Annotated in this window: 22 protein-coding genes and 1 tRNA gene; 10 read left to right on the forward strand and 13 right to left on the reverse strand. The window is 69.3% G+C overall.

The genetic code is table 11. The annotated features are described in order from the left end of the window. Nucleotides 1–133: 133 nt before the first annotated feature. The 3 genes from groL to Q0747_RS13100 form a co-directional block, all read right to left on the reverse strand. Complete coding sequence (gene groL, locus Q0747_RS13090) at nt 134–1,771, reverse strand: chaperonin GroEL (RefSeq protein ID WP_298255353.1); 1,638 nt, start codon at nt 1,769–1,771, stop codon at nt 134–136. 227 nt (nt 1,772–1,998) lie between these two features. Next, complete coding sequence (locus Q0747_RS13095) at nt 1,999–2,583, reverse strand: LytR C-terminal domain-containing protein (RefSeq protein ID WP_298255354.1); 585 nt, start codon at nt 2,581–2,583, stop codon at nt 1,999–2,001. 1 nt (nt 2,584) lies between these two features. Further along, nucleotides 2,585–2,878: a DUF3263 domain-containing protein gene (locus Q0747_RS13100; RefSeq protein WP_298255386.1), complete on the reverse strand. Its 294-nt coding sequence runs from the start codon at nt 2,876–2,878 to the stop codon at nt 2,585–2,587. 116 nt (nt 2,879–2,994) lie between these two features. Between Q0747_RS13100 and Q0747_RS13105 the strand changes: the two genes are divergently transcribed. Continuing rightward, on the forward strand, nt 2,995–3,795 hold the full coding sequence (locus Q0747_RS13105) for a uracil-DNA glycosylase (RefSeq protein WP_298255356.1): 801 nt from the start codon (nt 2,995–2,997) through the stop codon (nt 3,793–3,795). A gap of 20 nt (nt 3,796–3,815) precedes the next feature. Here the strand turns inward: Q0747_RS13105 and Q0747_RS13110 are convergent, their stop codons facing one another. Together Q0747_RS13110 and Q0747_RS13115 are read right to left on the reverse strand one after the other, a co-directional pair. Next, complete coding sequence (locus Q0747_RS13110; protein WP_298255358.1) at nt 3,816–5,453, reverse strand: threonine/serine exporter family protein; 1,638 nt, start codon at nt 5,451–5,453, stop codon at nt 3,816–3,818. A gap of 115 nt (nt 5,454–5,568) precedes the next feature. Further along, the gene (locus Q0747_RS13115) at nt 5,569–6,642 is read right to left on the reverse strand and encodes a peptidoglycan bridge formation glycyltransferase FemA/FemB family protein (RefSeq protein WP_298255359.1); all 1,074 of its coding nucleotides are present in this window, start codon (nt 6,640–6,642) and stop codon (nt 5,569–5,571) included. Between the two features lie 138 nt (nt 6,643–6,780). Here Q0747_RS13115 and Q0747_RS13120 point away from each other — a divergent pair, with 138 nt between their 5' ends. From Q0747_RS13120 to Q0747_RS13135, 4 genes are all read left to right on the forward strand, one after another. After that, on the forward strand, nt 6,781–7,785 hold the full coding sequence (locus Q0747_RS13120) for an aldo/keto reductase family protein (RefSeq protein WP_298255361.1): 1,005 nt from the start codon (nt 6,781–6,783) through the stop codon (nt 7,783–7,785). 17 nt (nt 7,786–7,802) lie between these two features. Further along, a complete protein-coding gene (locus Q0747_RS13125; RefSeq protein ID WP_298255388.1) occupies nt 7,803–8,648 on the forward strand; it encodes an NAD(P)-dependent oxidoreductase in 846 nt (281 codons plus the stop codon). Between the two features lie 102 nt (nt 8,649–8,750). Further along, the gene (locus tag Q0747_RS13130) at nt 8,751–9,203 is read left to right on the forward strand and encodes a hypothetical protein (RefSeq protein ID WP_298255363.1); all 453 of its coding nucleotides are present in this window, start codon (nt 8,751–8,753) and stop codon (nt 9,201–9,203) included. Nucleotides 9,204–9,339: 136 nt separating this feature from the next. Continuing rightward, the gene (locus Q0747_RS13135; RefSeq protein WP_298255390.1) at nt 9,340–10,428 is read left to right on the forward strand and encodes an alkene reductase; all 1,089 of its coding nucleotides are present in this window, start codon (nt 9,340–9,342) and stop codon (nt 10,426–10,428) included. 110 nt (nt 10,429–10,538) lie between these two features. Here the strand turns inward: Q0747_RS13135 and Q0747_RS13140 are convergent, their stop codons facing one another. Together Q0747_RS13140 and Q0747_RS13145 are read right to left on the reverse strand one after the other, a co-directional pair. After that, nucleotides 10,539–10,748, reverse strand: coding sequence for a hypothetical protein (locus tag Q0747_RS13140; protein WP_298255365.1), 210 nt, complete (start codon nt 10,746–10,748; stop codon nt 10,539–10,541). Between the two features lie 74 nt (nt 10,749–10,822). Beyond that, complete coding sequence (locus tag Q0747_RS13145) at nt 10,823–11,095, reverse strand: hypothetical protein (RefSeq protein WP_298255366.1); 273 nt, start codon at nt 11,093–11,095, stop codon at nt 10,823–10,825. A gap of 89 nt (nt 11,096–11,184) precedes the next feature. On the opposite strand from Q0747_RS13145, the gene Q0747_RS13150 reads away from it, so the two are divergent. Beyond that, the gene (locus Q0747_RS13150; RefSeq protein WP_298255368.1) at nt 11,185–11,712 is read left to right on the forward strand and encodes a metallophosphoesterase; all 528 of its coding nucleotides are present in this window, start codon (nt 11,185–11,187) and stop codon (nt 11,710–11,712) included. Nucleotides 11,713–11,725: 13 nt separating this feature from the next. Here the strand turns inward: Q0747_RS13150 and Q0747_RS13155 are convergent, their stop codons facing one another. The 3 genes from Q0747_RS13155 to Q0747_RS13165 all read right to left on the reverse strand — a co-directional run bounded on the left by Q0747_RS13155 (nt 11,726) and on the right by Q0747_RS13165 (nt 13,810). Beyond that, a complete protein-coding gene (locus Q0747_RS13155; RefSeq protein WP_298255370.1) occupies nt 11,726–12,631 on the reverse strand; it encodes a DMT family transporter in 906 nt (301 codons plus the stop codon). Nucleotides 12,632–12,782: 151 nt separating this feature from the next. Continuing rightward, a tRNA-Thr gene (locus tag Q0747_RS13160) sits at nt 12,783–12,859 on the reverse strand. Nucleotides 12,860–12,946: 87 nt separating this feature from the next. Next, nucleotides 12,947–13,810 carry a thioredoxin domain-containing protein gene (locus tag Q0747_RS13165; RefSeq protein ID WP_298255372.1) on the reverse strand — a complete coding sequence of 288 codons (864 nt, stop codon included), beginning with the start codon at nt 13,808–13,810 and terminating at the stop codon, nt 12,947–12,949. A 185-nt stretch (nt 13,811–13,995) separates the two neighbouring features. Between Q0747_RS13165 and Q0747_RS13170 the strand changes: the two genes are divergently transcribed. The 4 genes from Q0747_RS13170 to Q0747_RS13185 all read left to right on the forward strand — a co-directional run bounded on the left by Q0747_RS13170 (nt 13,996) and on the right by Q0747_RS13185 (nt 18,963). After that, nucleotides 13,996–15,429 (forward strand): trehalose-6-phosphate synthase, encoded by a 1,434-nt coding sequence (locus Q0747_RS13170; protein WP_298255392.1) that lies wholly within the window; start codon nt 13,996–13,998, stop codon nt 15,427–15,429. Further along, a complete protein-coding gene (gene otsB / locus Q0747_RS13175) occupies nt 15,419–16,201 on the forward strand; it encodes a trehalose-phosphatase (protein WP_298255374.1) in 783 nt (260 codons plus the stop codon). The genes Q0747_RS13170 and otsB overlap by 11 nt, the downstream gene beginning before the upstream one ends. Before the next feature lie 117 nt (nt 16,202–16,318). Further along, nucleotides 16,319–17,407 (forward strand): ABC transporter ATP-binding protein, encoded by a 1,089-nt coding sequence (locus tag Q0747_RS13180; protein WP_298255375.1) that lies wholly within the window; start codon nt 16,319–16,321, stop codon nt 17,405–17,407. Nucleotides 17,408–17,601: 194 nt separating this feature from the next. Then, on the forward strand, nt 17,602–18,963 hold the full coding sequence (locus tag Q0747_RS13185; RefSeq protein WP_298255377.1) for a DUF4032 domain-containing protein: 1,362 nt from the start codon (nt 17,602–17,604) through the stop codon (nt 18,961–18,963). 56 nt (nt 18,964–19,019) lie between these two features. Here the strand turns inward: Q0747_RS13185 and Q0747_RS13190 are convergent, their stop codons facing one another. The 3 genes from Q0747_RS13190 to Q0747_RS13200 form a co-directional block, all read right to left on the reverse strand. Beyond that, complete coding sequence (locus tag Q0747_RS13190; protein ID WP_298255379.1) at nt 19,020–19,526, reverse strand: DUF4190 domain-containing protein; 507 nt, start codon at nt 19,524–19,526, stop codon at nt 19,020–19,022. A gap of 118 nt (nt 19,527–19,644) precedes the next feature. Further along, a complete protein-coding gene (locus Q0747_RS13195) occupies nt 19,645–21,009 on the reverse strand; it encodes an FAD-binding oxidoreductase (protein ID WP_298255380.1) in 1,365 nt (454 codons plus the stop codon). Continuing rightward, nucleotides 21,009–21,572 carry a hypothetical protein gene (locus Q0747_RS13200; protein ID WP_298255382.1) on the reverse strand — a complete coding sequence of 188 codons (564 nt, stop codon included), beginning with the start codon at nt 21,570–21,572 and terminating at the stop codon, nt 21,009–21,011. Before Q0747_RS13200 ends, Q0747_RS13195 begins: the two co-directional genes overlap by 1 nt. Between the last annotated feature and the right edge of the window lie 177 nt (nt 21,573–21,749).

The following is a 21,749-nucleotide window of genomic DNA, read 5'->3' on the forward strand; positions in this document are numbered from 1 at the left end:
GCCAGCCCACGGCGCAGAAACAGGTGCAGGATTCCGGCGCAGACACGACAGGGGCGGCACCCCCTCACGGGAATGCCGCCCCTGTCCTTCAGAGCGTGGTCCGGTCCTTCAGAGCGTCGTCTGCGCGGAGGGGCTAGAAGCCGCCCATCCCGCCCATGCCGCCCATGTCGTCGCCGCCGCCACCGCCGGCGACAGCCTTCTCGGGCTTGTCGGCCACGACGGCCTCGGTGGTGAGGAACAGCCCGGCGATGGACGCCGCGTTCTGCAGGGCAGAGCGCGTCACCTTCACGGGGTCGTTGACGCCTGCGGCGAGCAGGTCCTCGTACTCCCCGGTGGCGGCGTTCAGGCCGTGGCCGGCGGGCAGTCCGCGGACCTTGTCGACGACGACGCCGGGCTCGAGGCCGGCGTTGAAGGCGATCTGCTTGAGCGGTGCATCGATCGCGACGCGCACGATGTTCGCGCCCGTGGCCTCGTCACCCGTGAGCTCCAGCGTGCCGAAGGCCTTGGCGCCGGCCTGGATGAGGGCAACGCCACCACCGGCGACGATCCCCTCCTCGACGGCGGCCTTCGCGTTGCGGACGGCGTCCTCGATGCGGTGCTTGCGCTCCTTGAGCTCCACCTCGGTCGCGGCGCCGGCCTTGATGACCGCCACACCGCCGGCCAGCTTGGCGAGGCGTTCCTGCAGCTTCTCGCGATCGTAGTCCGAGTCGGAGTTCTCGATCTCGGCGCGGATCTGGGCCACGCGGCCGGCGATGGCATCGGCTTCGCCGGCGCCCTCGACGATCGTGGTCTCGTCCTTCGTCACGACGACCTTGCGGGCCGTGCCGAGCAGGTCGAGGGTGGCGGTCTCGAGCTTGAGGCCCACCTCCTCCGCGATGACCTGGCCGCCGGTGAGGATGGCGATGTCGGCGAGCTGCGCCTTCCGACGGTCACCGAAGCCCGGTGCCTTCACGGCGACGGACTTGAACGTGCCGCGGATCTTGTTGACCACGAGGGTCGCGAGGGCCTCACCCTCGATGTCCTCGGCGATGATCAGCAGCGGCTTGCCGGACTGCATGACCTTCTCGAGGACGGCGACGAGGTCCTTCACGTTGCTGATCTTCGAGTTGACGATCAAGATGTACGGATCCTCGAGCACGGTCTCCTGGCGCTCGGCATCCGTGACGAAGTAGCCCGAGATGTAGCCCTTGTCGAAGCGCATGCCCTCGGTCAGTTCGAGCTCGAGACCGAACGTGTTCGACTCCTCGACCGTGATGACGCCTTCCTTGCCCACCTTGTCGAGGGCCTCGGCGATCAGGTCGCCGATCTGCTTGTCGCCCGCGGAGATGGAGGCGGTCGCAGCGATCTGCTCCTTGGTCTCGATCTCCTTGGCCGAGCTGAGCAGTTCCTCGGTGACGGCCGCGACGGCCTTCTCGATGCCGCGCTTGAGGCTGAGGGGGTCGGCTCCGGCCGCGACGTTGCGCAGGCCTTCCTTGACGAGGGCCTGGGCGAGCACGGTGGCGGTGGTGGTTCCGTCGCCCGCGACGTCGTCGGTCTTCTTGGCGACCTCCTTGACGAGCTCGGCGCCGATCTTCTCGAACGGATCGTCGAGTTCGATCTCCTTGGCGATGGACACGCCGTCGTTCGTGATGGTGGGGGCGCCCCACTTCTTCTCGAGCACCACGTTCCGGCCGCGCGGGCCGAGCGTTACCTTGACGGCATCAGCGAGGATGTTCAATCCACGCTCGAGGCCGCGGCGGGCCTCTTCATCAAAAGAAATGATCTTGGCCATAGTGGCGTAGGTCCTTTCGGGGACGGTTGCATCTGCGCATCTGTGTGCTTGCCTGCGTGGTGCCCGCGACGGCCGGGCAGCGGATGGACGATCTCTTTCACGTCCATGCACCACCCCCACCACGGAGGTTCGCCTGCTTCACCGCACGCACAGCTTTAGCAGTCTGTGCGGACGAGTGCTAACTCAATAATTAGCACTCCCACCCCGTGAGTGCAACCTGCTCGGAGCTACTCGAAGCCCGCGCCCAGCACGGCGGAGATGTCGGGTGAGACATCGGGAGTCTCGACGAGGCCCACGATGCCGAGATCCGCCGCGACGGCCTCGGCGGCGGCGCGTTGCGCCGGGCCGCTGTAGAAGACCACGGAGGTGTCGAGGGGCGCTCCGGCCCAGTTCCCGGGAACGGCGGAGGTCCATCCGGCGTCGGTCAGCCGCGCGGCGGCCGTTGCTGCCAGGTCCGGGACACTCGTACCGTTCAGCACGTTCACCCTGACGGAGCGATCCACGTCCGTCGGAAGGGCCGTCGCCTCCGCGGAGGGCCTCGCGGTGGACGCAGCCTCCTGCGACGCCGGGCTGGAGGACGCCTGGTCGGAGGTGAAGAGACCCAGCCCGGGAAGGATCAGCACGGCTGCCACCAGGACGAGCACGAGGAGGACGCCGATCGTGATCCTGAGGCCGAGCACACCCGCCCGCGACGGGACGAAGGAGTCGCGGTGCACGCCCTGGCGACCGGAGCGGACCGGGACGTCGTCGAACTCGTCGTGCGGGTGATGGGTCTCGTCGTCGCCCCGTCCGTCGGTCGCGGAGGAAGGCACCCTAGATGTCCGCGCCGAGGCGACGCGCGGAGCGTGCCTGCTGGCGGGTGGACCTCAGCCGCCTGAGCCGTTTCACCAGCATCGGATCGTGCGCGAGCGCGGCTTCGGTGTCGATCAGGGAATTGAGGACCTGGTAGTAGTGGGTGGCCGACATCGTGAACAGCTCACGGATGGCCTGCTCCTTGGCACCGGAGTACTTCCACCACTCGCGTTCCAGCGCGAGCATCCGCTGCTCGCGGTCCCCGAGGACCAGTGTGGCGCTCCGATCCGCAGGCACTTCGTCCCCGTCCCGCAGTGGTTCGACCACGTCCACGACCGCCTCCCCTTCCGCTGACACAGGTGTCCATGATAGTGCCGAATGACATGGATGTCATTCGGTCAGCGGTAGCCGGGCAGGGCGAGAATGGGACCATGACGTACGACGACGCCCTCTTCGACCTGCCCCCCTCTCCACCGGTCTCCGCGCCGGAGGGTCCGCGGTCACCCAGCGAGTCCACCTTCGCGTTCGCGGCACCGGCCCGGATCGCGGAGCTCGTCCCGTCCGACTGGGCCGCCGGGCTGGAGCCCGTGGAGCCCGTGCTCCACCGACTGGCGGCGTCCCTGGCCGCGGATCTCGATCGGGGTGCGCGGATCCTGCCCGAGGCCCGGCGGATCCTGCGGGCCTTCGAGACCCCCCTGGACAGCGTGCGGGTGGTGATCGTGGGCCAGGATCCGTACCCGACGGTCGGGCACGCCGTGGGGCTGAGTTTCGCGGTGGATCCGGCCACACGCCCCGTACCGCGGAGCCTGGCGAACATCTACCGGGAACTGGCGACGGATCTCGGGGTCGTCTCGCCGGCGAACGGGGATCTCTCCGGATGGGCGAGCCAGGGTGTCCTGCTGCTGAACCGGGTCCTGACGGTCCGTGCGGGCGAGGCCGCCTCGCACCGCGGGATCGGGTGGGAGGAGGTGACCGACGCGGCGATCAGGGCTCTCGTGGCCCGGGGCGGTCCGCTGGTGGGCATCCTGTGGGGCCGGGACGCGCTCCGGCTGAAGCCGCTGCTGGGCTCCACCCCCACGGTCGAGTCCGCGCACCCCAGCCCGCTCTCGGCGTCACGCGGGTTCTTCGGCTCGCGGCCCTTCAGCCGCGCCAACGAGCTCCTGGCGCAGCAGGGCGCCGCACCGGTCGACTGGGCCCGGACCGCGGACCCGATCCGATCCGATCCGATCTGATCTGATCCCTCACCGGAGCCCTAGCGGCGCCGGTTGCGCTGGCGTTCGTCGGCGGCGAACCGCCTCGTGAACGGTCTCACCAGGTTGTCGCCGAGCACCACTCCCGCGGCGATGCCCAGGACCACGGTGGAGGCGTTGAAGAGCCCCACGACACCGGTCGAGACCACTTCGGCCTCGATCGTGAGGTCGTACATCGCACGGAAGATCGCAAGACCCGGGTACAGGAAGAGGAGCGCGGGAACGGCGACCACGAGTTGTGTCGCGTGCATCCGGAGTGCGACGAAGCGCGCGAGTCCGCCGATGAGGACGGCGGCGAGCGCGGGAGCCAGCCGGTAGCCGGCCCCCGCGCTCGTGGCGCCGACGAAGGCGAGATAGCCGGCCACGGCGACCAGCGACGTGGGGATCACCAGCTTCGCCGTGGTCTGCTCCGCGATGCAGATCATCGCCACCGCGACGAAGACGAGGAGCGCCGCCACCGGCCACGGATACCGGCTGCCCTCGGAGTCCAGCACATCGAGTTCCGGTACGCCGAGAGCCGTACCCGCGACGAGTGCCACGGCGATCCCGGAGATCAGCGCGACGAAGACGAGGCCCGCCGACAGGTAGCGGCCCGCAGCTGTGACGGGGAACCCGTTGATGGCGTCCTGGGTCGCCGAGACGAGCCGGCCGGTGGGCAGGAGCAGCAGGATCCCGCCCACGACGACGAGGGCCGGCGAGACGGGCATCTGCAGCCACCACACGAGCACGGCGATCAGCGTGACGATGGCGGCGGAGGTCGCCACGGCGAAGAACTCGGGCACTCGCCATTCACCGAGCTTGCGGCTCACCAGATCGATGAGGATGCAGCTGAGGAGGCCCACGAGGGAGCCGAGCGGCGTCCCGCCGATCAAGCCGACGATGGCCGCCGAGAAGATGCCGAAGGCAGCAGTGACCATCCAGCGGGGGAAGGGCTTGGGCCGGCGGAGGATGTCGTCGAGGCGTTGCGTGGCCTCCGTCCTGGACACGCCGCCCTCGGCGATGTCGGACACCAGGCGATGGATGTTCGTCAGCCCGGCGTAGTTGTTCGTCCAGGACCGCACCACGCGCAGAACGGTCGTCGGGGTCTGGTCCTTGCTCGAGTAGTTGATCACCACCGACTGGTTCGTGATGTCCACCTCGATGTCGTCGAGGCCGAAGGCAGCGGTGACGGCGATGATGCTCGTCTCCACCTGGAGCGCACCGGCGCCGAACCGGAACATGGCCTCGGCGAGGTCGAGGGCGAAATCGAGCGCTTTCCGAGCGTTCGCATCGGGCCCCGCGACCTGGATGGTCGGATTGGCGTACGGGCTCCCGGCCAGTCGCTCCACGATGCTCATGGCCTGCGTGGGAGGATCCTCGCCCTGGACCAGCCGGCGCAGGACGCTCCGCGCAGCGGGGTCGGTCCTCCCCGAGGCGGGGACGCTGTGCGGTGTGGTGGGCAGGGCGTCCGTGGGCCGCGTGACGGGCTGCTTCGGACGCTTCTGGCGCTGGACCCTGGGGGCCGCCGACGGCCGACCCGGGGGCGCCGCGACGGCCCGGGTCTCTGCACCGCTGCTCGCCGCCCTGCCCCCCTTCGGGCCCCTGCTCGCGGCGAGCCGCTTCTTCTCGCCCTCGGAGGGGTCGAACGGTCGCTGGATCACCGGGAGGGACTCTGCGACCGGCGAGGGGTTGGTGGAAGGCGATCGGCCGTCCGCTGGCGTGGGACCGTCTTTCACAGCCGCCTTTCGATCATCGCGGTGCTCCGCGGGGTGTTCCCTAGTAGAACGGTTGGTGCGTGCGGCGCCAGTACACCTGGCGGACCACCCGTTCGGCGACGAGATTCCACACGCGGTACCTCCAGGCGCTGACCACGAGGTCGTAGCACCCCACGAAGTCCGTGACGGTCTTCGAGAAGCTCGTCTTGAACAGACCCAGTCCGTGGTGGGGGTGGTCCTTGTCCTTCAGCTGATCCGCGGGAGGAGTTCCGCAGAAATCGTACTCGACGATCCCGTGCTCCTCCTTGAGGTCGGTGATCGCCGTCCACTGCACCAGGTGGGAGTCCCCGTACTGCCGCCGTCCGGGCCTCGATCCGCCGTCCTTGTACGTGCCCTTCGAGCCGTAGTTGATGACGAAGGCGCCGACCGAGGGCTCGCCGTCCTCGTGGACGAAATAGAAGCGGCCCTGGCCTGCGTCGACGAAGTTCTGCCAGAAACGGCTGTAGTACTCGAAGGACCGCATGCGTGCCGCGGAGCGGTCCTCGATGTGGGACATCAGGGCATACATGGCACGGAAGGTCTCCTCCGTGGGCTCCATCCGCCGGACCTCGACGCCCTCCCTGATGGCCCGCCGGACGGCGTTGCGGCCGCGGGAGTGGAGAGTGCGCAACAGTTGGTTGGGCTCCGCCGTCGTGTCGAGCAGGGCCGTGCTGTCATTGGGCTGCAGGTTGAACGTCTTGACGAGCCCGGCCGCGCGCAGCGTCTCGCGTGCAGCGGGACCGTCGACGAGGTCCGGTTCCACCTTGATGGCGAAGAGTCGGTGCCCCTCACGGCGCGCGAGCTCCGCGACGGCGCGGGTGGCCGGCGCCACGTGGTCCACCTCGTTCACCCCGGGACCCTTGATGAGGTACCAGAGGGCCCCGAGCAGCGGCACCTTCTTCTCGAGCACCAGATTGTGGCTCGTGTACCCCGGACCGTCGAGGACCACGAGCCGTGGCCGCCAGCCGTGCCGGGATTTCACGTCCGCGAAGGCCATCGACTGGAGCAGATTGCCTCCGCCCGGGTTGGCCGTGACGAGCGAATCCCACTCGCGCTGCTCCGCCGGATCGGCGAAACGGGCCGTGAAGTCTGCCAAGATTCCTCATTCACTGGTGCTATCGAAGGACGCGCCCAAGTGTAGCTGTTGGAGCGCCGACCACGGCGTCGGACAACAGGTTGCCCCAAGAAACGAAATGTCTGTACTCGCTCCGGCACGGTGGTTAGCATCGGGATCATGGAAACCAGATACCTCGGACACAGCGGCTTCAAGATCTCGGAGATCACCTACGGCAACTGGCTCACGCACGGCTCGCAGGTGGAGAACGACGTCGCCACCCAGTGCGTGCGTGCAGCGCTCGACGCGGGCATCAGCACGTTCGACACCGCGGACGTCTACGCGAACACCGTGGCGGAGACGGTCCTGGGTGAGGCGTTGAAGGGCGAGCGGCGCCAGTCGCTGGAGATCTTCACCAAGGTGTGGGGACCCACGGGCCCGAAGGGGCACAACGACCTCGGGCTCTCCCGGAAGCACATCATGGAGTCGATCGACGGGTCGCTGCAACGGCTGCAGACGGAGTACGTGGATCTCTACCAGGCACACCGCTACGACCACGAGACTCCCCTCGAGGAGACGATGCAGGCCTTCGCCGACATGGTCCGGCAGGGCAAGGCCCTCTACATCGGGGTCAGCGAATGGACCGCGCAGCAGATCCGCGACGGACACGCACTCGCGAAGCAGCTCGGGTTCCAGCTGATCTCGAACCAGCCCCAGTACTCGATGCTGTGGCGGGTCATCGAGGGTGAGGTGGTCCCCACCTCGGAGGAGCTCGGCCTCTCGCAGATCGTCTGGTCCCCGGTGGCCCAGGGCGTCCTGACCGGCAAGTACCGGCCCGGGCAGCAACCCGGGCAGGGAACCCGCGCCTCGGACGACAAGGGTGGCGCGGACATGATCAAGCGCTGGATGGGCGACGACGTCCTCACCGGGGTACAGAAGCTCGCCCCGATCGCCGAGGGTCTCGGGCTGACCATGGCCCAGCTCGCCGTCGCCTGGGTCCTGCAGAACAAGAACGTGGCCTCGGCGATCATCGGAGCCTCGCGTCCGGAGCAGGTGGCGTCGAACGCCGCCGCCGCCGGGGTGACGCTGGAGGCCGACGTCATGACCGCGATCGACGACGCCATCGGGGATCTCGCCGAGACGGACGTCGCCAGGACCGTGTCTCCGGAAAGCCGCCCGGCCTGATGGGCCGGGACACCGCGCTGACCATCGCGGTCACCGGCTCGAGCGGGAAGCTGGGCCGCAGCGTGGTCCGCGGACTGCGCGAGGCCGGGCACACGGTCCTCGGGCTCGACCAGCACGGCGAGCGCGGTCCCGGGTTCCTCCGGATCGACCTGACGGACTACGGGCAGGTGCTCGACGCGCTCCTCGGCGTGGACGACCGGCACGCGGGGGTCGACGCCGTCGTCCATCTCGGCGCCATCCCGGCACCCGGGCTCCAGGCCGATGCCGCGACCTTCCACAACAATCTGACGGCGACGTACAACGTCTTCCAGGCCGGCAGGCGCGCCGGTATCAAGCGCATCGTCCACGCCTCCAGCGAGACCGTCCTGGGCCTCCCCTTCGACACCCCTCCCCCGTACATCCCGGTGGACGAGGACTACCCGGCGCGTCCAGAGAGCACCTACTCGCTCGTCAAGCACCTGGAGGAGCAGCTGGCGATCGAACTGACGCGCTGGGATCCGGAGCTGAGCATCACGTCCCTGCGCTTCTCCAACGTCATGGATCCGGAGGACTACGCCGAGTTCCCCTCGTTCGGCGCCGACCCCCGGAAGCGCAGGTGGAATCTGTGGGGCTACGTGGACGGGCGCGACGGCGCCCAGGCGGTGCTGAGGGCGCTCGAGAACGCCGCACCCGGCTTCGATCGCTTCATCATCGCCGCCGCCGACACGGTGATGGACCGCGCGAGCGACGGGCTCGCGCGTGAGGTCTTCCCCGACGTCGACCTGACCCGGGCTGTCGGCGAGCACGAGACACTGCTCTCGATCGACAAGGCCAGGCGCGTCCTGGGCTACGACCCGCAGCACAGCTGGCGCCAGCACGTCTAGCGGGCTCACGCGGGCCCGGACCACAGCGCGAGGTGTCGCCCGGCCCCGTCCATCCGTAGGCTGATGGTCGAAGGATGCGCAGCGCAACGAAAGGCAGAGCAGATGACCGAGAATCTTCCCGACGAGGAACTGACAGTCGTGGGTGACGAGCCCGACATGCCCGTCGACCCACTCGAGCCGGAATCCCTCGACCCGGTGCTGGACGGCCGCCCGGACTCCTACAGCGGCGCGGCCGAGATCGATCCCGACCACTGGCAGGAGGATCCGCTCCTGCAGGACGAACCCGGAGCCAACGAGTCCGCCGCCGAGGAGGACGGCGTCCCGGTGGTCGGCGAGGAGGGTGAGCAGAGCGATCAGCAGCTGCGCACGGAGACCGCGGAGGCGCGGTACGAGGACGGGGAGGAACAGGTCCCGCCCGAGGAACCCGGGGTCGGCGAGGCCGCCGCCGATGTGGACTTCGGCATGATGGAGGACGACGAGTCCGACGGGAGTGACGATCCCGCCAACCGCGGCGGCTCCTCACTGAGCGCGATGGACGAGCCCGACCCCACGTAGACACGGGAACGGCAGGCATCCCGGAGCCCCGGACACCGTCCGGGGCTCCTTCGTGTGACACCTGACACATGCGGAATAGCAGGTGTCATGGTCCGGTTCCGTTTCGGTAGTACACCACCGGAAGTAGGAACCCATGTTGCTTTTCTCCCCCCTCACCCTCGGCTCGCTGGAGCTGCCCAACCGCGTCGTCATGGCGCCGCTGACGCGCGTCCGCTCCGGCTCCGCCGGCGTGCCCGGCGACATCGTCGTCGAGCACTACCGCCAGCGTGCGTCCCTCGGCCTGATCGTCAGCGAGGGGACCTACCCGAGTCATGCCGGTCAGGGCTTCCCTGGACAGCCGGGCCTGGTCGAGGACGACCAGCTGGCCGGGTGGAAGCGCGTCACCGACGCGGTCCATGACGAGGGCGGCCGGATCGTGGCCCAGGTCATGCACGCGGGCCGGGTCACCCACCCCGACACGAACGGCGGCTACGAGGTCGTGGCCCCGAGTGCCATCGCGATCGACGGCAGTACGCGGACGACCACGGGCAAGCAGCCGTACCCCGTGCCGCACGCACTGACCGAGGAGGAGCTCCCCGGCATCATCTCCGAGTTCGTCACCGCGTCGCGGAAGGCCATCGACGTGGCCGGCTTCGACGGAGTGGAACTGCACGGCGCCAACGGCTACCTGCTGCACGAATTCCTCTCGCCGGAGGCGAACCAGCGCGACGACGCGTTCGGCGGCTCGCCCGAGAAGCGGGCACAGTTCGTGATCGATGTCGTCACGGCCGTCGCAGCCGAGGTCGGAGCCGGCAAGGTGGGCCTGCGCATCTCCCCGGAGCACAACATCCAGGACGCACTCGAGACCGAGGCCGCGGATGTGCACGCCACCTACACGACGCTCGTCACGGCCCTGGCCCCCCTGGAGCTGGCCTACCTCAGCGTCCTCCATGCGGAGCCTGCCGGCGCCCTGGTCCAGGACCTCCGGGCGAGCTTCGGAGGCCCCTTCCTCATCAACAGCGGCTTCGGGGTCATCACCAACCGCGAGGAGGCCATCGCCATCCTCGAGGACGGCCTGGGAGACGCCGTCGTCGTCGGCCGTCCGGCCATCGCGAATCCCGATCTCGCACGCCGGTGGCAGGAGAATCTGCCCGAGAACGAACCGAACCCGGCGACGTTCTACGCGGCCGGCGCCGAGGGGTACACGGACTACCCGTTCTACGACGCGACCGTCGGCGCCCGGTAGGACGGACACAACGGATCGAGCGGTGCCCGTCGGGATCGACGGGCACCGCTCGAGCTGCTTCCGGCCTCGATCCGCTTCTGGCCTCGATCCGTTTCCGGCAGAGTGACGCCTCAGATGATGCCCTCGTCGACCTCTCCGAAGGGCACGGTCTCGGACAGCTCCACGTGCCGGTCCACGGATTCGTTGCCGACGAGGATGCCGTACTTCTTCTCGACCATCGACTGCTTCATCACCATCAGGACGGTTTCGGCGAAGTGCTCGTCCTGCGCTTCGAGATAGGTGATGTAGCGGGAGGGGAAATCTTCGGGGACTGTGAGCATGGCTCCACGCTACCCGTCAGCACCCGTCCTTGCCGAGTGTCGGTCGGCCCGCAGGCGCGCGCGAGGGTGCGGAGCTAGCTGCGGCGGCGTTCGCCGGCCTGCCGACCGAGTTCGGTCATCGCTGCGGCGGCGATCACCAGCGACAGGATCACGATCGCCAGCATGGCGTAGAGCAGTACCAGGGTGGCCATGGGCGAGGACGCACTGTGGAGCACACGCAGGCCACCGAGCAGCCCCACGATCCAGAACAGGGCGACCCCCGCAAGAGCGTATGCCGCGCGGTTGCGCGTCCGGTCGAAGCCCATTCCCCGTGCGGTCTGCGCCAGCAGTACCCCCATGTGTTCCATGACTCCATGATGAGGCCCGTCGCCCCGAGGGCGTGCATCGCGCGCTATCGCGTTGCTCACACCGCGGGCGCGCCCGCGACAATTGACCCATGAGCCTCACGCTGACCCTCCTCGCCGACACCCATCTGCCCCGGCGCGCCCGGGCTCTCCCCGATGCCGTCTGGGCCGCGGTCGAGGCCTCGGACGTGGTCGTGCACGCCGGGGACTGGACCGAGCTGTCGCTGCTCGAGGAGCTCCGGGCCCACGCCGCCCACCTGATCGCCTGCTACGGGAACAACGACGGGCCGGAGTTCGCCGCGGAACTGCCCCTGGTCGCCCGGGAGGTGCTCGACGGCGTGCGGCTGGCCGTCGTCCACGAGACCGGTGCCGCCCGGGGCAGGGAGGCCCGCATGGCTGCCCGCCATCCCGACGTGGATGTGCTGGTGTTCGGACACAGCCACATTCCCTGGGACACCAGCGCGGAGTCCGGTCTTCGGCTCCTCAACCCTGGATCGCCCACCGACCGTCGCAGGCAGCCCCACTGCACCTTCATGACCGCGGTCATCGACGCCGGGACACTGACGACCACACTGCACGAGCTCCCCCGCAGGACGCCCGCCGGCCGCGTGGATCCCTGACGACGCGGTGACCTCACCGGGCGGCGCGGCCCGTCTGCGTCACGACGGCGGCGAGGAGGAGGAGCCCCACGGCGAGGACCGCTGAGGGCAGCAGCGGCTCGTGGAGAACGACGGTGCCGATGACCAGGGCGATCACCGGTGGGATGTAGGTGGCCGTCGACGCGGCCACCGCCCCCAGCCCGGCGATCGCCACGTAGTAGAGGATGAACGCCACCCCGGTACCCAGTGCCCCCAGACCGAGGATCACCGCTGCCGCCGCGAGGGGGTCCGCCGTGACGGCGGTGATGCCGTCGAGATCGGTGATCACCCCCAGGCCGACGGCGGCCAGGGCCAGCTGATAGGTCGCGGAGGCCGGTGCCGGGATGCCGAGCGGGCTGATGAAGCGCCGCGCATAGGCGAAGGACGCGCCCAGGCTCGCCGACCCGCCGAGCATGAGCAGGACGCCGACGGGATCGACCGCCCCGGCCGTCCAGGGGCGGGTCAGCACGAGGACCCCGCACACCCCGAGGGCCAGGCCCGCGGCCTTCCGCCGCGTGAACTCCTCGGTCCGCAGCACCAGGACGGCCGCCAGGAAGACGAACAGGGGGATCGACCCGCTCAGGGCGCCGGCGATACCGCTGTCGAGCCGGTAGGTCCCGGCGGCGTACGCGTAGTAGTACAGTCCTGCGGCCAGCACCGCCATCACCACGAAGTGGTGGGCGTGGCGGAGGTGCCACCGGGCGATGGAGCGGGTGGCCAGGGCGAAGACGAGCACGGGCAGCAGCCCGAAGGCGACTCTCAACAGCGTGGTCTGCGCCGCGCTGAGGTACGGGGCGGCGAGGGTCATGAACACGAAGTTGGTACCCCACACCAGGCCCAGCCCGAGATAGGCTGCCACCGCGGTCGACGGGGTGGGCTTCATCGCAGGGTTCGGCGTCATGACAGGAGGGCCTTCCCGGCCGCTCCCGACACCCTGCCGGCCGATGGATTCATGCCGTCACTGTAGGGACTGCTGCGGGGGCGGGGGAAATCCCTCGGCGCGTGCGTCGCCGGACGTACCCTCCGCTGCCGCGCCGGCACGCGCCGGATACTGGAGCCCCCTGTCGGATTCGAACCGACGACCCCCGCTTTACAAGAGCGGTGCTCTGGCCAACTGAGCTAAGGAGGCGCACTGGCCTGGCCAGCTGACGCCGTCGTCCCCGTGCGGGGGCGGAGCGCCTCACAAGATTAGCCCAGCCCCGCGCACGCCGGGAAATCAGCCGCGGGCGTCCAGCCGGTCCTGCACCACCTGCTCGAAGTCCGACACGGCGTTCTCCACGTTCTCCCCGTCCACGTACACCGTGGGCGTCCCGCCGATGCCGGACGCCTTCGCCGCCTCCGTCGTGTACTTCACCCAGGGGCGGAACGTCCCGTCCTCCACGCAGGGCCGCACGTCCCCGGCACCGGCGTCCTCCGCTAGGCCGAGGAGCCCGTCGTCGTCGAGCTCACCCTCCGCGTAGTGCCCGTACACGCGCCGGGTGAACTCGAGGTAGGCCTCCGGTGCGGCATCCGCAACGCAGGCGGCGGCATTGGCACCGCGGGAGGAGAAGTCGGTGCTGCTGTTGCGGTCGAGGTACGCGACCGTCCGGTACTCGAGGGTGATGTCACCGGCGTCGAGCCAGCCCTGGATCCGCTCGGCGTGGCGCGTCTCGAAATCGGCGCAGAACACACAGTTGACGTCCATGTACGCGACCACCTGCAGGGGTCCGTCGCCGCTCGCGCCCACGCCGTCGGGAACGGTCCCCGGCGCGGCCGGCTCGTCCGGCAGCACCGCGAGGTCCACGTCCTCGGTCCGCGTGGATCGCAGCTCCGTCGGCGACACCAGCGTGATGCCGCCCTGGTCGTTGCCGCCCCGCGGTGCGGGCCCGGCGTCCGGCACCCGCCCCCGCACGGTGTTCACCACGACGACGGCGATGACCGCCACGATCACCAGGACGGCCAGCACCACGCCCCACTTGGCGAGCAGGCCGTTGCGACGGGCCCTGCGCTGCTGTTCCTCGCGCGCCAGCCGCTCGCGCTCCCGTGCTGCTGCTGTGCGTTCGGCTTTCGTGGGCCTGCGGGCGGAGGCGGGGGTCATCATTCCTCTTCGTCGGTGGGCATCTCTGCGACTCCAGCCTATCGACCGGTCGTGGGACCGGCGGAGCCCGCCCCACCCGGCCGGGACCGGAGCGGATAGAGTCGGGCGGGAGACCACCTACTGCGATGGAGCCAGTTTTGAGTGCAGCACAGCCTTCGACCACTCCGGGGGTCGCGCCCTCGTTCTCCATGGACGGACAGTTCGGCGAGTTCGATTTCATCGTCGTCTCCAACCGGCTCGCCGTGGACCGCGTGGTCGACGAGCACGGCCAGAGCTCGTGGAGGCGCTCCCCCGGCGGCCTGGTCACGGCGCTGGCCCCGGTCATGGCGAAGGCGGACGGCGCCTGGGTGGGCTGGCACGGCGCCCCCGACGAGACACTCGAAGCCTTCGACGAGGCGAACATGCGGTTGGTCCCCGTACCGCTGAGCGGCGAGGAGGTGGAGCTGTACTACGAGGGCTTCTCCAATGCGACGCTGTGGCCGCTCTACCACGACGTGATCGCCTCCCCGGAGTTCCACCGCACCTGGTGGGACTCCTACCAGCGGGTCAACGAGCGCTTCGCGGCCGCTGCTGCATCCGTGGCGGCGGAGGGCGCCACGGTCTGGGTGCAGGACTACCAGCTGCAGCTGGTGCCGAAGATGCTGCGGCAGGCCCGGCCCGATCTGAACATCGGATTCTTCAACCACATCCCGTTCCCGCCGCTGGAGATCTACGCCCAGCTGCCCTGGCGGCGGCAGGTCATCGAGGGGCTCCTCGGCGCGGATCTCATCGGTTTCCAGCGTCCGAGCGACGCCAGCAACTTCCTGCGCTGCGTCCGCCGCTTCACGGGCTACACCATCAAGTCCCAGCAGGTCCGGGTACCGGCGGACGAGAACGGCGCGTCCGCCTACGTCTCGCGCGCCGAGGCCTTCCCCATCTCCATCGACGCCGCCTCGATCGCCGAGCTCGCGCAGCGACCCGACGTGATCGAGCGCTCGAAGGAGATCCGCCGTGAGCTCGGGGACCCCCAGCACGTCCTGCTCGGCGTCGATCGCCTCGACTACACCAAGGGCATCGGCCACAGGCTCAAGGCCTACGGGGAACTGCTGGACGACGGCGCCCTCACCGTCGAGGACGCCGCCCTCATCCAGGTGGCCAGTCCCAGCCGCGAGCGCGTGGAGCAGTACAGGCTCCTGCGCGAGGACATCGAGGGTGCCGTCGGCAGGATCAACGGCACGCACGACACCCTGAAGAACACCGCCGTCCGCTACCTCCACCACAGCTACCCGGTGGAGGAGATGGTGGCGCTGTACCTGGCCGCCGACGTCATGCTCGTCACCGCACTCCGCGACGGCATGAACCTCGTGGCCAAGGAGTACGTGGCAGCGCGCACCGGGAACACCGGGACGCTGGTGCTCAGCGAGTTCGCCGGCGCGGCCGACACCCTCCGCCAGGCGATCCTCGTCAATCCGCACGACATCGACGGGCTGAAGAGCGCCATCGTGCAGGCCGTCGAGATGCCGCGTGCGGAGGCCACGCGGCGCATGCGGCTCATGCGCCGTCAGGTGATCCAGAACGACGTCGGACGCTGGTCCCGCTCCTTCCTCGAGGCGCTGCAGGACGGAGGTCGTGATGACGCTTGAGCCGGCCCTGGCCTCCGCACTGCGCACTCTCGCCCGGACCGGGCACCTGCTCGTGGCGCTCGACTTCGACGGAACCCTCGCGCCCCTGGTGGAGCGCGCCGAGGACGCCCGTGCCCTGCCCGCATCGGCCACGGCCCTGCGGGAGCTGGCCGGGCTTCCGGGCACGACGACGGCGCTGATCTCCGGACGCGCGCTCGAGAGCCTCCGCGCGGTCGCGGACCCGCCGCCCGAGGCGATGCTGATCGGCAGTCACGGCGCGGAGGCCTGGACCGGGCCGGGGGCCGCCCCGCTGTCCCTGACGGAGGGGCAGGCGGAACTGCTCGCCCGGGCGGTGTCCGTGGTCGAACGCGTCGCCGCCGCCCACACGGGCACGCGGGTCGAGTACAAGCCGGCCGGCGTCGTGCTCCACACCCGGACGGCGGACGACGCCGTCGCGGCAGCGGCCGTCGACGCGGCTCGCACCGATCTGGCGGCGCTGCACGGCCTGGGCATCAGCGACGGCAAGCGGGTCCTGGAGGTCTCGGTGCTGAGTGCGGACAAGGGCCAGGGCCTTGCCCTGCTCCGCCGGGAGTCCGGAGCGACGGCGGTCCTCTTCGCGGGGGACGACGTCACGGACGAGGACGCCCACCGCACACTCGGCCCGGACGACCTCGGCGTCCGGATCGGCACGGGAGACACCGCCGCGAGCTTCACCGTCGAGGACCCGGCCGCGTTCTCGGAGGTGCTCCAGCGCCTCGTCCGGCTGCGCGGCGCCCGTGCGCCCCGCGACTGAACGTGCCATACTGCGCAGGCGTGGGTCGGCCTGTCCGTTGCCCGCGCACCACAACCGAATATCCTCCATTCACTACGGATCGTCGGGCACGTACCTGCCCGTGAAAAGGAACCCATCATGGCAACTGTGACATTCGACCAGGCCACGCGCGTGTACCCGGGCACCGAGAAACCCGCCGTCGACAAGCTCGACATCGAGATCGCCGACGGCGAGTTCCTCGTCCTCGTAGGACCCTCCGGGTGCGGCAAGTCCACCTCGCTGCGCATGCTCGCCGGCCTCGAGGACGTCAATGCGGGTCGTATCCTCATCGGCGACCGCGACGTGACGGACGTCCCCCCGAAGGATCGCGACATCGCGATGGTCTTCCAGAACTACGCCCTCTACCCGCACATGTCGGTCGCCGACAACATGGGCTTCGCGCTCAAGATCGCCGGTGTGTCGAAGGAGGAGCGGGCCGAGCGGGTCCGTGAGGCCGCCAAGCTCCTGGATCTCGAGGACTACCTGGATCGCAAGCCGAAGGCCCTCTCCGGTGGCCAGCGCCAGCGGGTCGCGATGGGACGCGCCATCGTGCGCAACCCCCAGGTGTTCCTCATGGACGAGCCGCTCTCGAACCTGGACGCGAAGCTGCGCGTGCAGACCCGCACGCAGATCGCGTCGCTGACCCGGCGGCTCGGTGTCACCACCGTCTACGTCACCCACGACCAGGTCGAGGCCATGACCATGGGAGACCGCGTCGCGGTCCTGAAGGACGGCATCCTGCAGCAGGTCGACACCCCTCGCAATCTCTACGAGCGCCCCAAGAACGTGTTCGTGGCCGGCTTCATCGGTTCCCCCGCGATGAATCTCCTCGAACTCCCGGTGACCGACGGCGGCGTGGTCTTCGGCGGCCTCACCTACCCCGTGGGCCGCGATGTCCTGAGTGCCGCAGCGGGCAACACCGTGATGCTCGGGGTACGCCCCGAGGACCTGACGATCAGCACCGACGGCGAGGGGCTGCAGGTCGAGGTGGACGTGGTCGAGGAGCTCGGCGCCGACGCCTACATCTACGGTCACACCACCCTGGACGGCAAGGACCACGACATCGTGGTCCGCGTCGACGGGCGCCGCCCCCCGATGAAGGGCGACACCGTGTTCATCCGACCCGAGCAGGGACACGTCCACCTGTTCGACACCCAGGACGGCCTCCGCCTGGCGGACACGGTCTAGTCCTCCGCGGACAACAGCGCGACGACGACGGCGGGGTCCGTCTGGCGCCTTCCGTGCCCGGCAGCCTTGCCGTCGTCGTCCGTCCGCACCGGGCAGCCGCCCCGCCGTCGTCCGTCCGCACCGGGCAGCCGCCCGCTGTCGGGAGTGGAGCTACGCTTGCAGCACCCACTCCCGTCGGCCAGGAAGGCAGCACCATGAGCGAGACCCCCGACGCCCAGTGGCGCGACGAACCGACGGACTACACCCAGACCGGCAAACTGCCGCGGGTCCGCGCAGCGTCGGCCGAAGCCCCCGGCCTGGGCTCCCTCGACATCACCGCCGCCGCGACGGATCCCGAGCTGCTGGATCTGCCCTGGCACGTCGCGCTCGAGCACTGGCCCGCCGGCGCTCTCGCGGCCCTTCCCCGCGGTATCTCCCGCCACGTGGTGCGCTTCGCCCACTTCGGTGGCTCCGTCATCGCCGTCAAGGAGACGGGCGAGCACATCGCCCGCCACGAGTACCACATGCTGCGGAAACTGCAGCGGCTCGACATCCCGTGCGTGGAGCCGGTGGCCGTCATCTCCGGCCGGTCCACCCCCGAGGGTGAGGCGCTCGACCCCGTACTCGTGACGCGGCACCTGAAGTTCTCCCTGCCGTACCGGGCACTGTTCTCGCAGACGCTCCGCCGTGACACCCTGACCCGCCTCATCGACGCCCAGGCGCTGCTCCTCGTGCGGCTGCACCTGGTCGGCTTCTACTGGGGCGACGTCTCGCTCTCGAACACGCTGTTCCGCCGCGACGCCGGATCGTTCGCGGCCTATCTGGTGGATGCGGAGACGGGCGAACTCTACCCCGAGCTCTCGGTGGGCCAGCGCGAGTACGACCTCGAGATAGCACGCGTCAACATCGCCGGTGAGCTGATGGATCTCGCCGAGGGTGGTCTCATCGAGGACAAGGTGGACCCGCTCGCGACGAGCGAACTCATCATGGACAGCTACCGCCGCCTCTGGAGCGAGCTCACCGAGAAGGAGTCCTTCGAGCTCGGTGAACGCTGGCGCGTGGGCGCGCGCATCCGCCGCCTGAACGAGCTCGGGTTCGACGTCGAGGAGTACGCCATCAGGACTGCGGCCAACGGCACCCAGATCCAGCTGCAGCCGAAGGTGGTCGACGCCGGCCACCACAGCCGCCGCCTGCTCCGGCTCACCGGGCTCGATGCCCAGCAGAACCAGGCACGGCGGCTGCTCAACGACATGGACGCCTACCGGGTGGACAACAACCCCGACATGGACGAGGACTACAGCGCGCATCTGTGGGTCAACGAGGTCTTCGAACCGATCGTCAGGGCGGTACCCCGTGACCTGGGCGGAAAGCTCGAGCCCGCCGAGGTGGTCCATGAGGTCCTCGAACACCGGTGGTACATGTCAGAGCGTGAGGACCGGAACGTGCCGATGGCCGAGGCGGTGCAGTCGTACCTCGACAACGAACTCCGGCACCGCCGCGACGAGGCGGAGATCATGCTCACGGCGGATGCCAGGACCATTGGGATCGACGAGGACTCGGAGCACGAGGGCAGCTAGGGGGTCATGAGAAGGGCCGGCAGCCACCTGGCTGCCGGCCCCGAATGTGCCCAGTACTACGGGCAGTCGACCGGTTGTCCCTCGATCGTCACCGGTGTGCCGGACGGCAGGCCCTCGCATGCCTCGGTGAGCTGTTGGGCAAGTTCGGTGAAGAAGGCTCCCAGTACGATCGCCCCCAGCACGCCGAGGATCGTGAAGAGGGCGCCGATGATGCTGCCCGCGAGAGCAAGACCGTTGCCCATCCCGGCCTTCCGTGACTTCACGAAGGCGATGATGCTGATGACCAGCCCGACCGGGGCGATGAAGATCGCCAGGATGAAACCCACGATTCCCAGGACCCTGCCGGGGTTGTCGGTCGGCGCCCCCGGGGGGTTCTGCTGCCCGTAGGGCGAGGTGCCCTGCCCACCATACGGCGAGGTGCCCTGCTGCTCGTAGGGTGAGCCGCTCTGCTCACCGTACTGGGGCTGGTTCTGACCGTAGGGTGAGCCGCTCTGCTCACCGTACTGGGGCTGGTTCTGACCGTACGGCGAACCGCCCTGCGATCCTGGCGTGTTGTCACTCATGGTGCCCCCCGAGAAGAAGTCGATGAACGCGCCGGCGGAATCCGGCAATGTCGTCGAGAGTATCACCCGACGGCAGCCGGTCCCACGCCGGATCGATCTCCGCACGGAGAACCAGCTGTCAGCCGATGGCCTTCCCCGGATTGAGGATGCCCAGGGGATCGAACAGACGCTTGATCCCTGCCTGGAGGTCCCGGACCTCCGTCGACTGCTCCCAGGCCAACCAGCGCTGCTTGTACTGCCCCACACCGTGTTCTCCGGTGATCGTCCCACCGAATTCCAGCGCGGACCGCACCGATTCGTCGAGAGCGTCCTCGAGTCGCTCCAGGCCCTGGGCCCCCTCGGAGCGGTCCACCCAGAAGGTGGGATGCAGATTGCCGTCACCTGCGTGCGCGACCACCTTCAGCTGCACGCGGTGTTTCTGCGCCATGGTCTCGAGAGCGGCGACATAGGGTACGAGCCGGGACTTCGGTACCGCAACATCCTCCCCCACCCGGTACAGGTCGTCCACGCTGTCACCCCTGCTGTGGCGACGCAGGTCGACGAGCTGCTCGGCCTCCACGGAATTCTCCTGGTTGACCACCGCTCCCAGCTCGGTCAGCGCCGCCCTGACCACGTCGGCCTCGGCCGCGGCACCGTACCCGTCCGTCTGGATCAGGAGCAGCGCTCCCCCGCGTCGACGCAGCTCCGATCCATGGGCCCCGTCGAGCGCCTCCAGCGTTCGCCCGTCCAGGAGTTCCAGGATGGCCGGCTGCACGCGTGCACGTCCGATTGCGAGCACGCCCGCCGCGGCGGCCCGGAAGTCGTCGAAGAAGGCCGCCAGTGTGTGGACGGTATGCGGCCGGTATCGGAGCCGAACCGTGATCCCCACGATCACCCCGAGGGTCCCCTCGGAACCGGTCATCAGAGCCGTGAGATCGTAGCCGGCCACGCCCTTGAACGGCCGATGGCCGACGGACACAAGAGTGCCGTCGGCGAGAACGACGTCGAGGGCCAGGACGGATTCCCGGGTGACCCCGTACTTGGCGCAGCGCAACCCACCCGCGTTGGTCGCGACATTGCCACCGATGGTCGACCACCGATAGCTCGCGGGATCAGGGGCGTATATCAGCCCGTACCCGGCCACCGCGTCGTCCAGCTCGCCATTGATCACCCCTGGTTCGACGACAGCGGTCTCGTCGTCGGGAGCGATGGCGATGATCCGGTTCATGTCCTCGAGGGACAGGACCACACACCCGGTGGTCGCGTGGGCTCCACCGGAGACACCGGAACCGGCGCCCCTACTCACGACGGGCACCCTGTGCCGGGTAGCCCACCGCAGGAGTTCCTGGACGTCCCCCACGGTGCGGGCGCGTACGACGGCGACGGGCAGGGCCGGGTTCAGCAACGGTCCCTGGTCCCTCGAGTACCGGTCGAGGGACGCCGCGGAGGTCGACATGCGTCCGGGAAGGACCGACCGCAGCTCGGCCAGGAGCATCCCGTCCATCACGAGCCGCCCATGAAACGGCGATAGCAGCCGAGTGCCTCCGGCCAGAATGTCCGGTAGAACGCGTACAGGTCCTCCGGGTCAGTGCCGGTCCATCCGCTGTGCGTGATCGTCAGCACCGAGCGCGGCTCTCCGACGGCGGCCCCTCCGGTATCCGCCACTCCGGTATCCGCCACTCCCCTGTCACGGAGCGGGAGCCGGTCCACGTCCCCGACGCCCGTCTGGTCCTGGCCCATCACCAGCAGGAGCTGGGTCACGGACTGGGAGCCGGCATGCCTCCACGTGAGCGACAGCCATTCGCCCGGCAGTCCGTCGGTGACTTCGCCCCAGACGTTCTCGTCGTCCTGCGCCGAGGTCTCCACCAGTGCGTTGTCCTCCAGATCGAAGAAACTCTCCTCGCCCCACCTGCTCAGCTCGCCTGCGGGCCACCACAGATGCAGGTGTTCGGTCAGCCCCGCCCATGCGTGATCCCGTGGCGCGGGGACCGTCACCTCGGCGTGCAACGCCGGACGATCGACGGCATCCTGCGCGGGTTCGCGTGGGTGTGAGAACAATCCACTCATAGGCCGACCCTACCGGTGTGGTGGGGTGTGGTGTGCGGGCGGGTTGGCTCCGACGGGGGGTGGGGTGTGGTGTGCGGACGTCGCGGCATCGCTTCCGGCAGGGGTGGGGTGTGTGTTAAATGCGCGGGGGCCCTCACCTGTCAGGTGGGGGCCCTCGCGGGGGTGGTTGTCCGGCGG

This window comes from uncultured Arthrobacter sp., assembly GCF_947493765.1.
Lineage (GTDB): Bacteria > Actinomycetota > Actinomycetes > Actinomycetales > Micrococcaceae > Arthrobacter_D.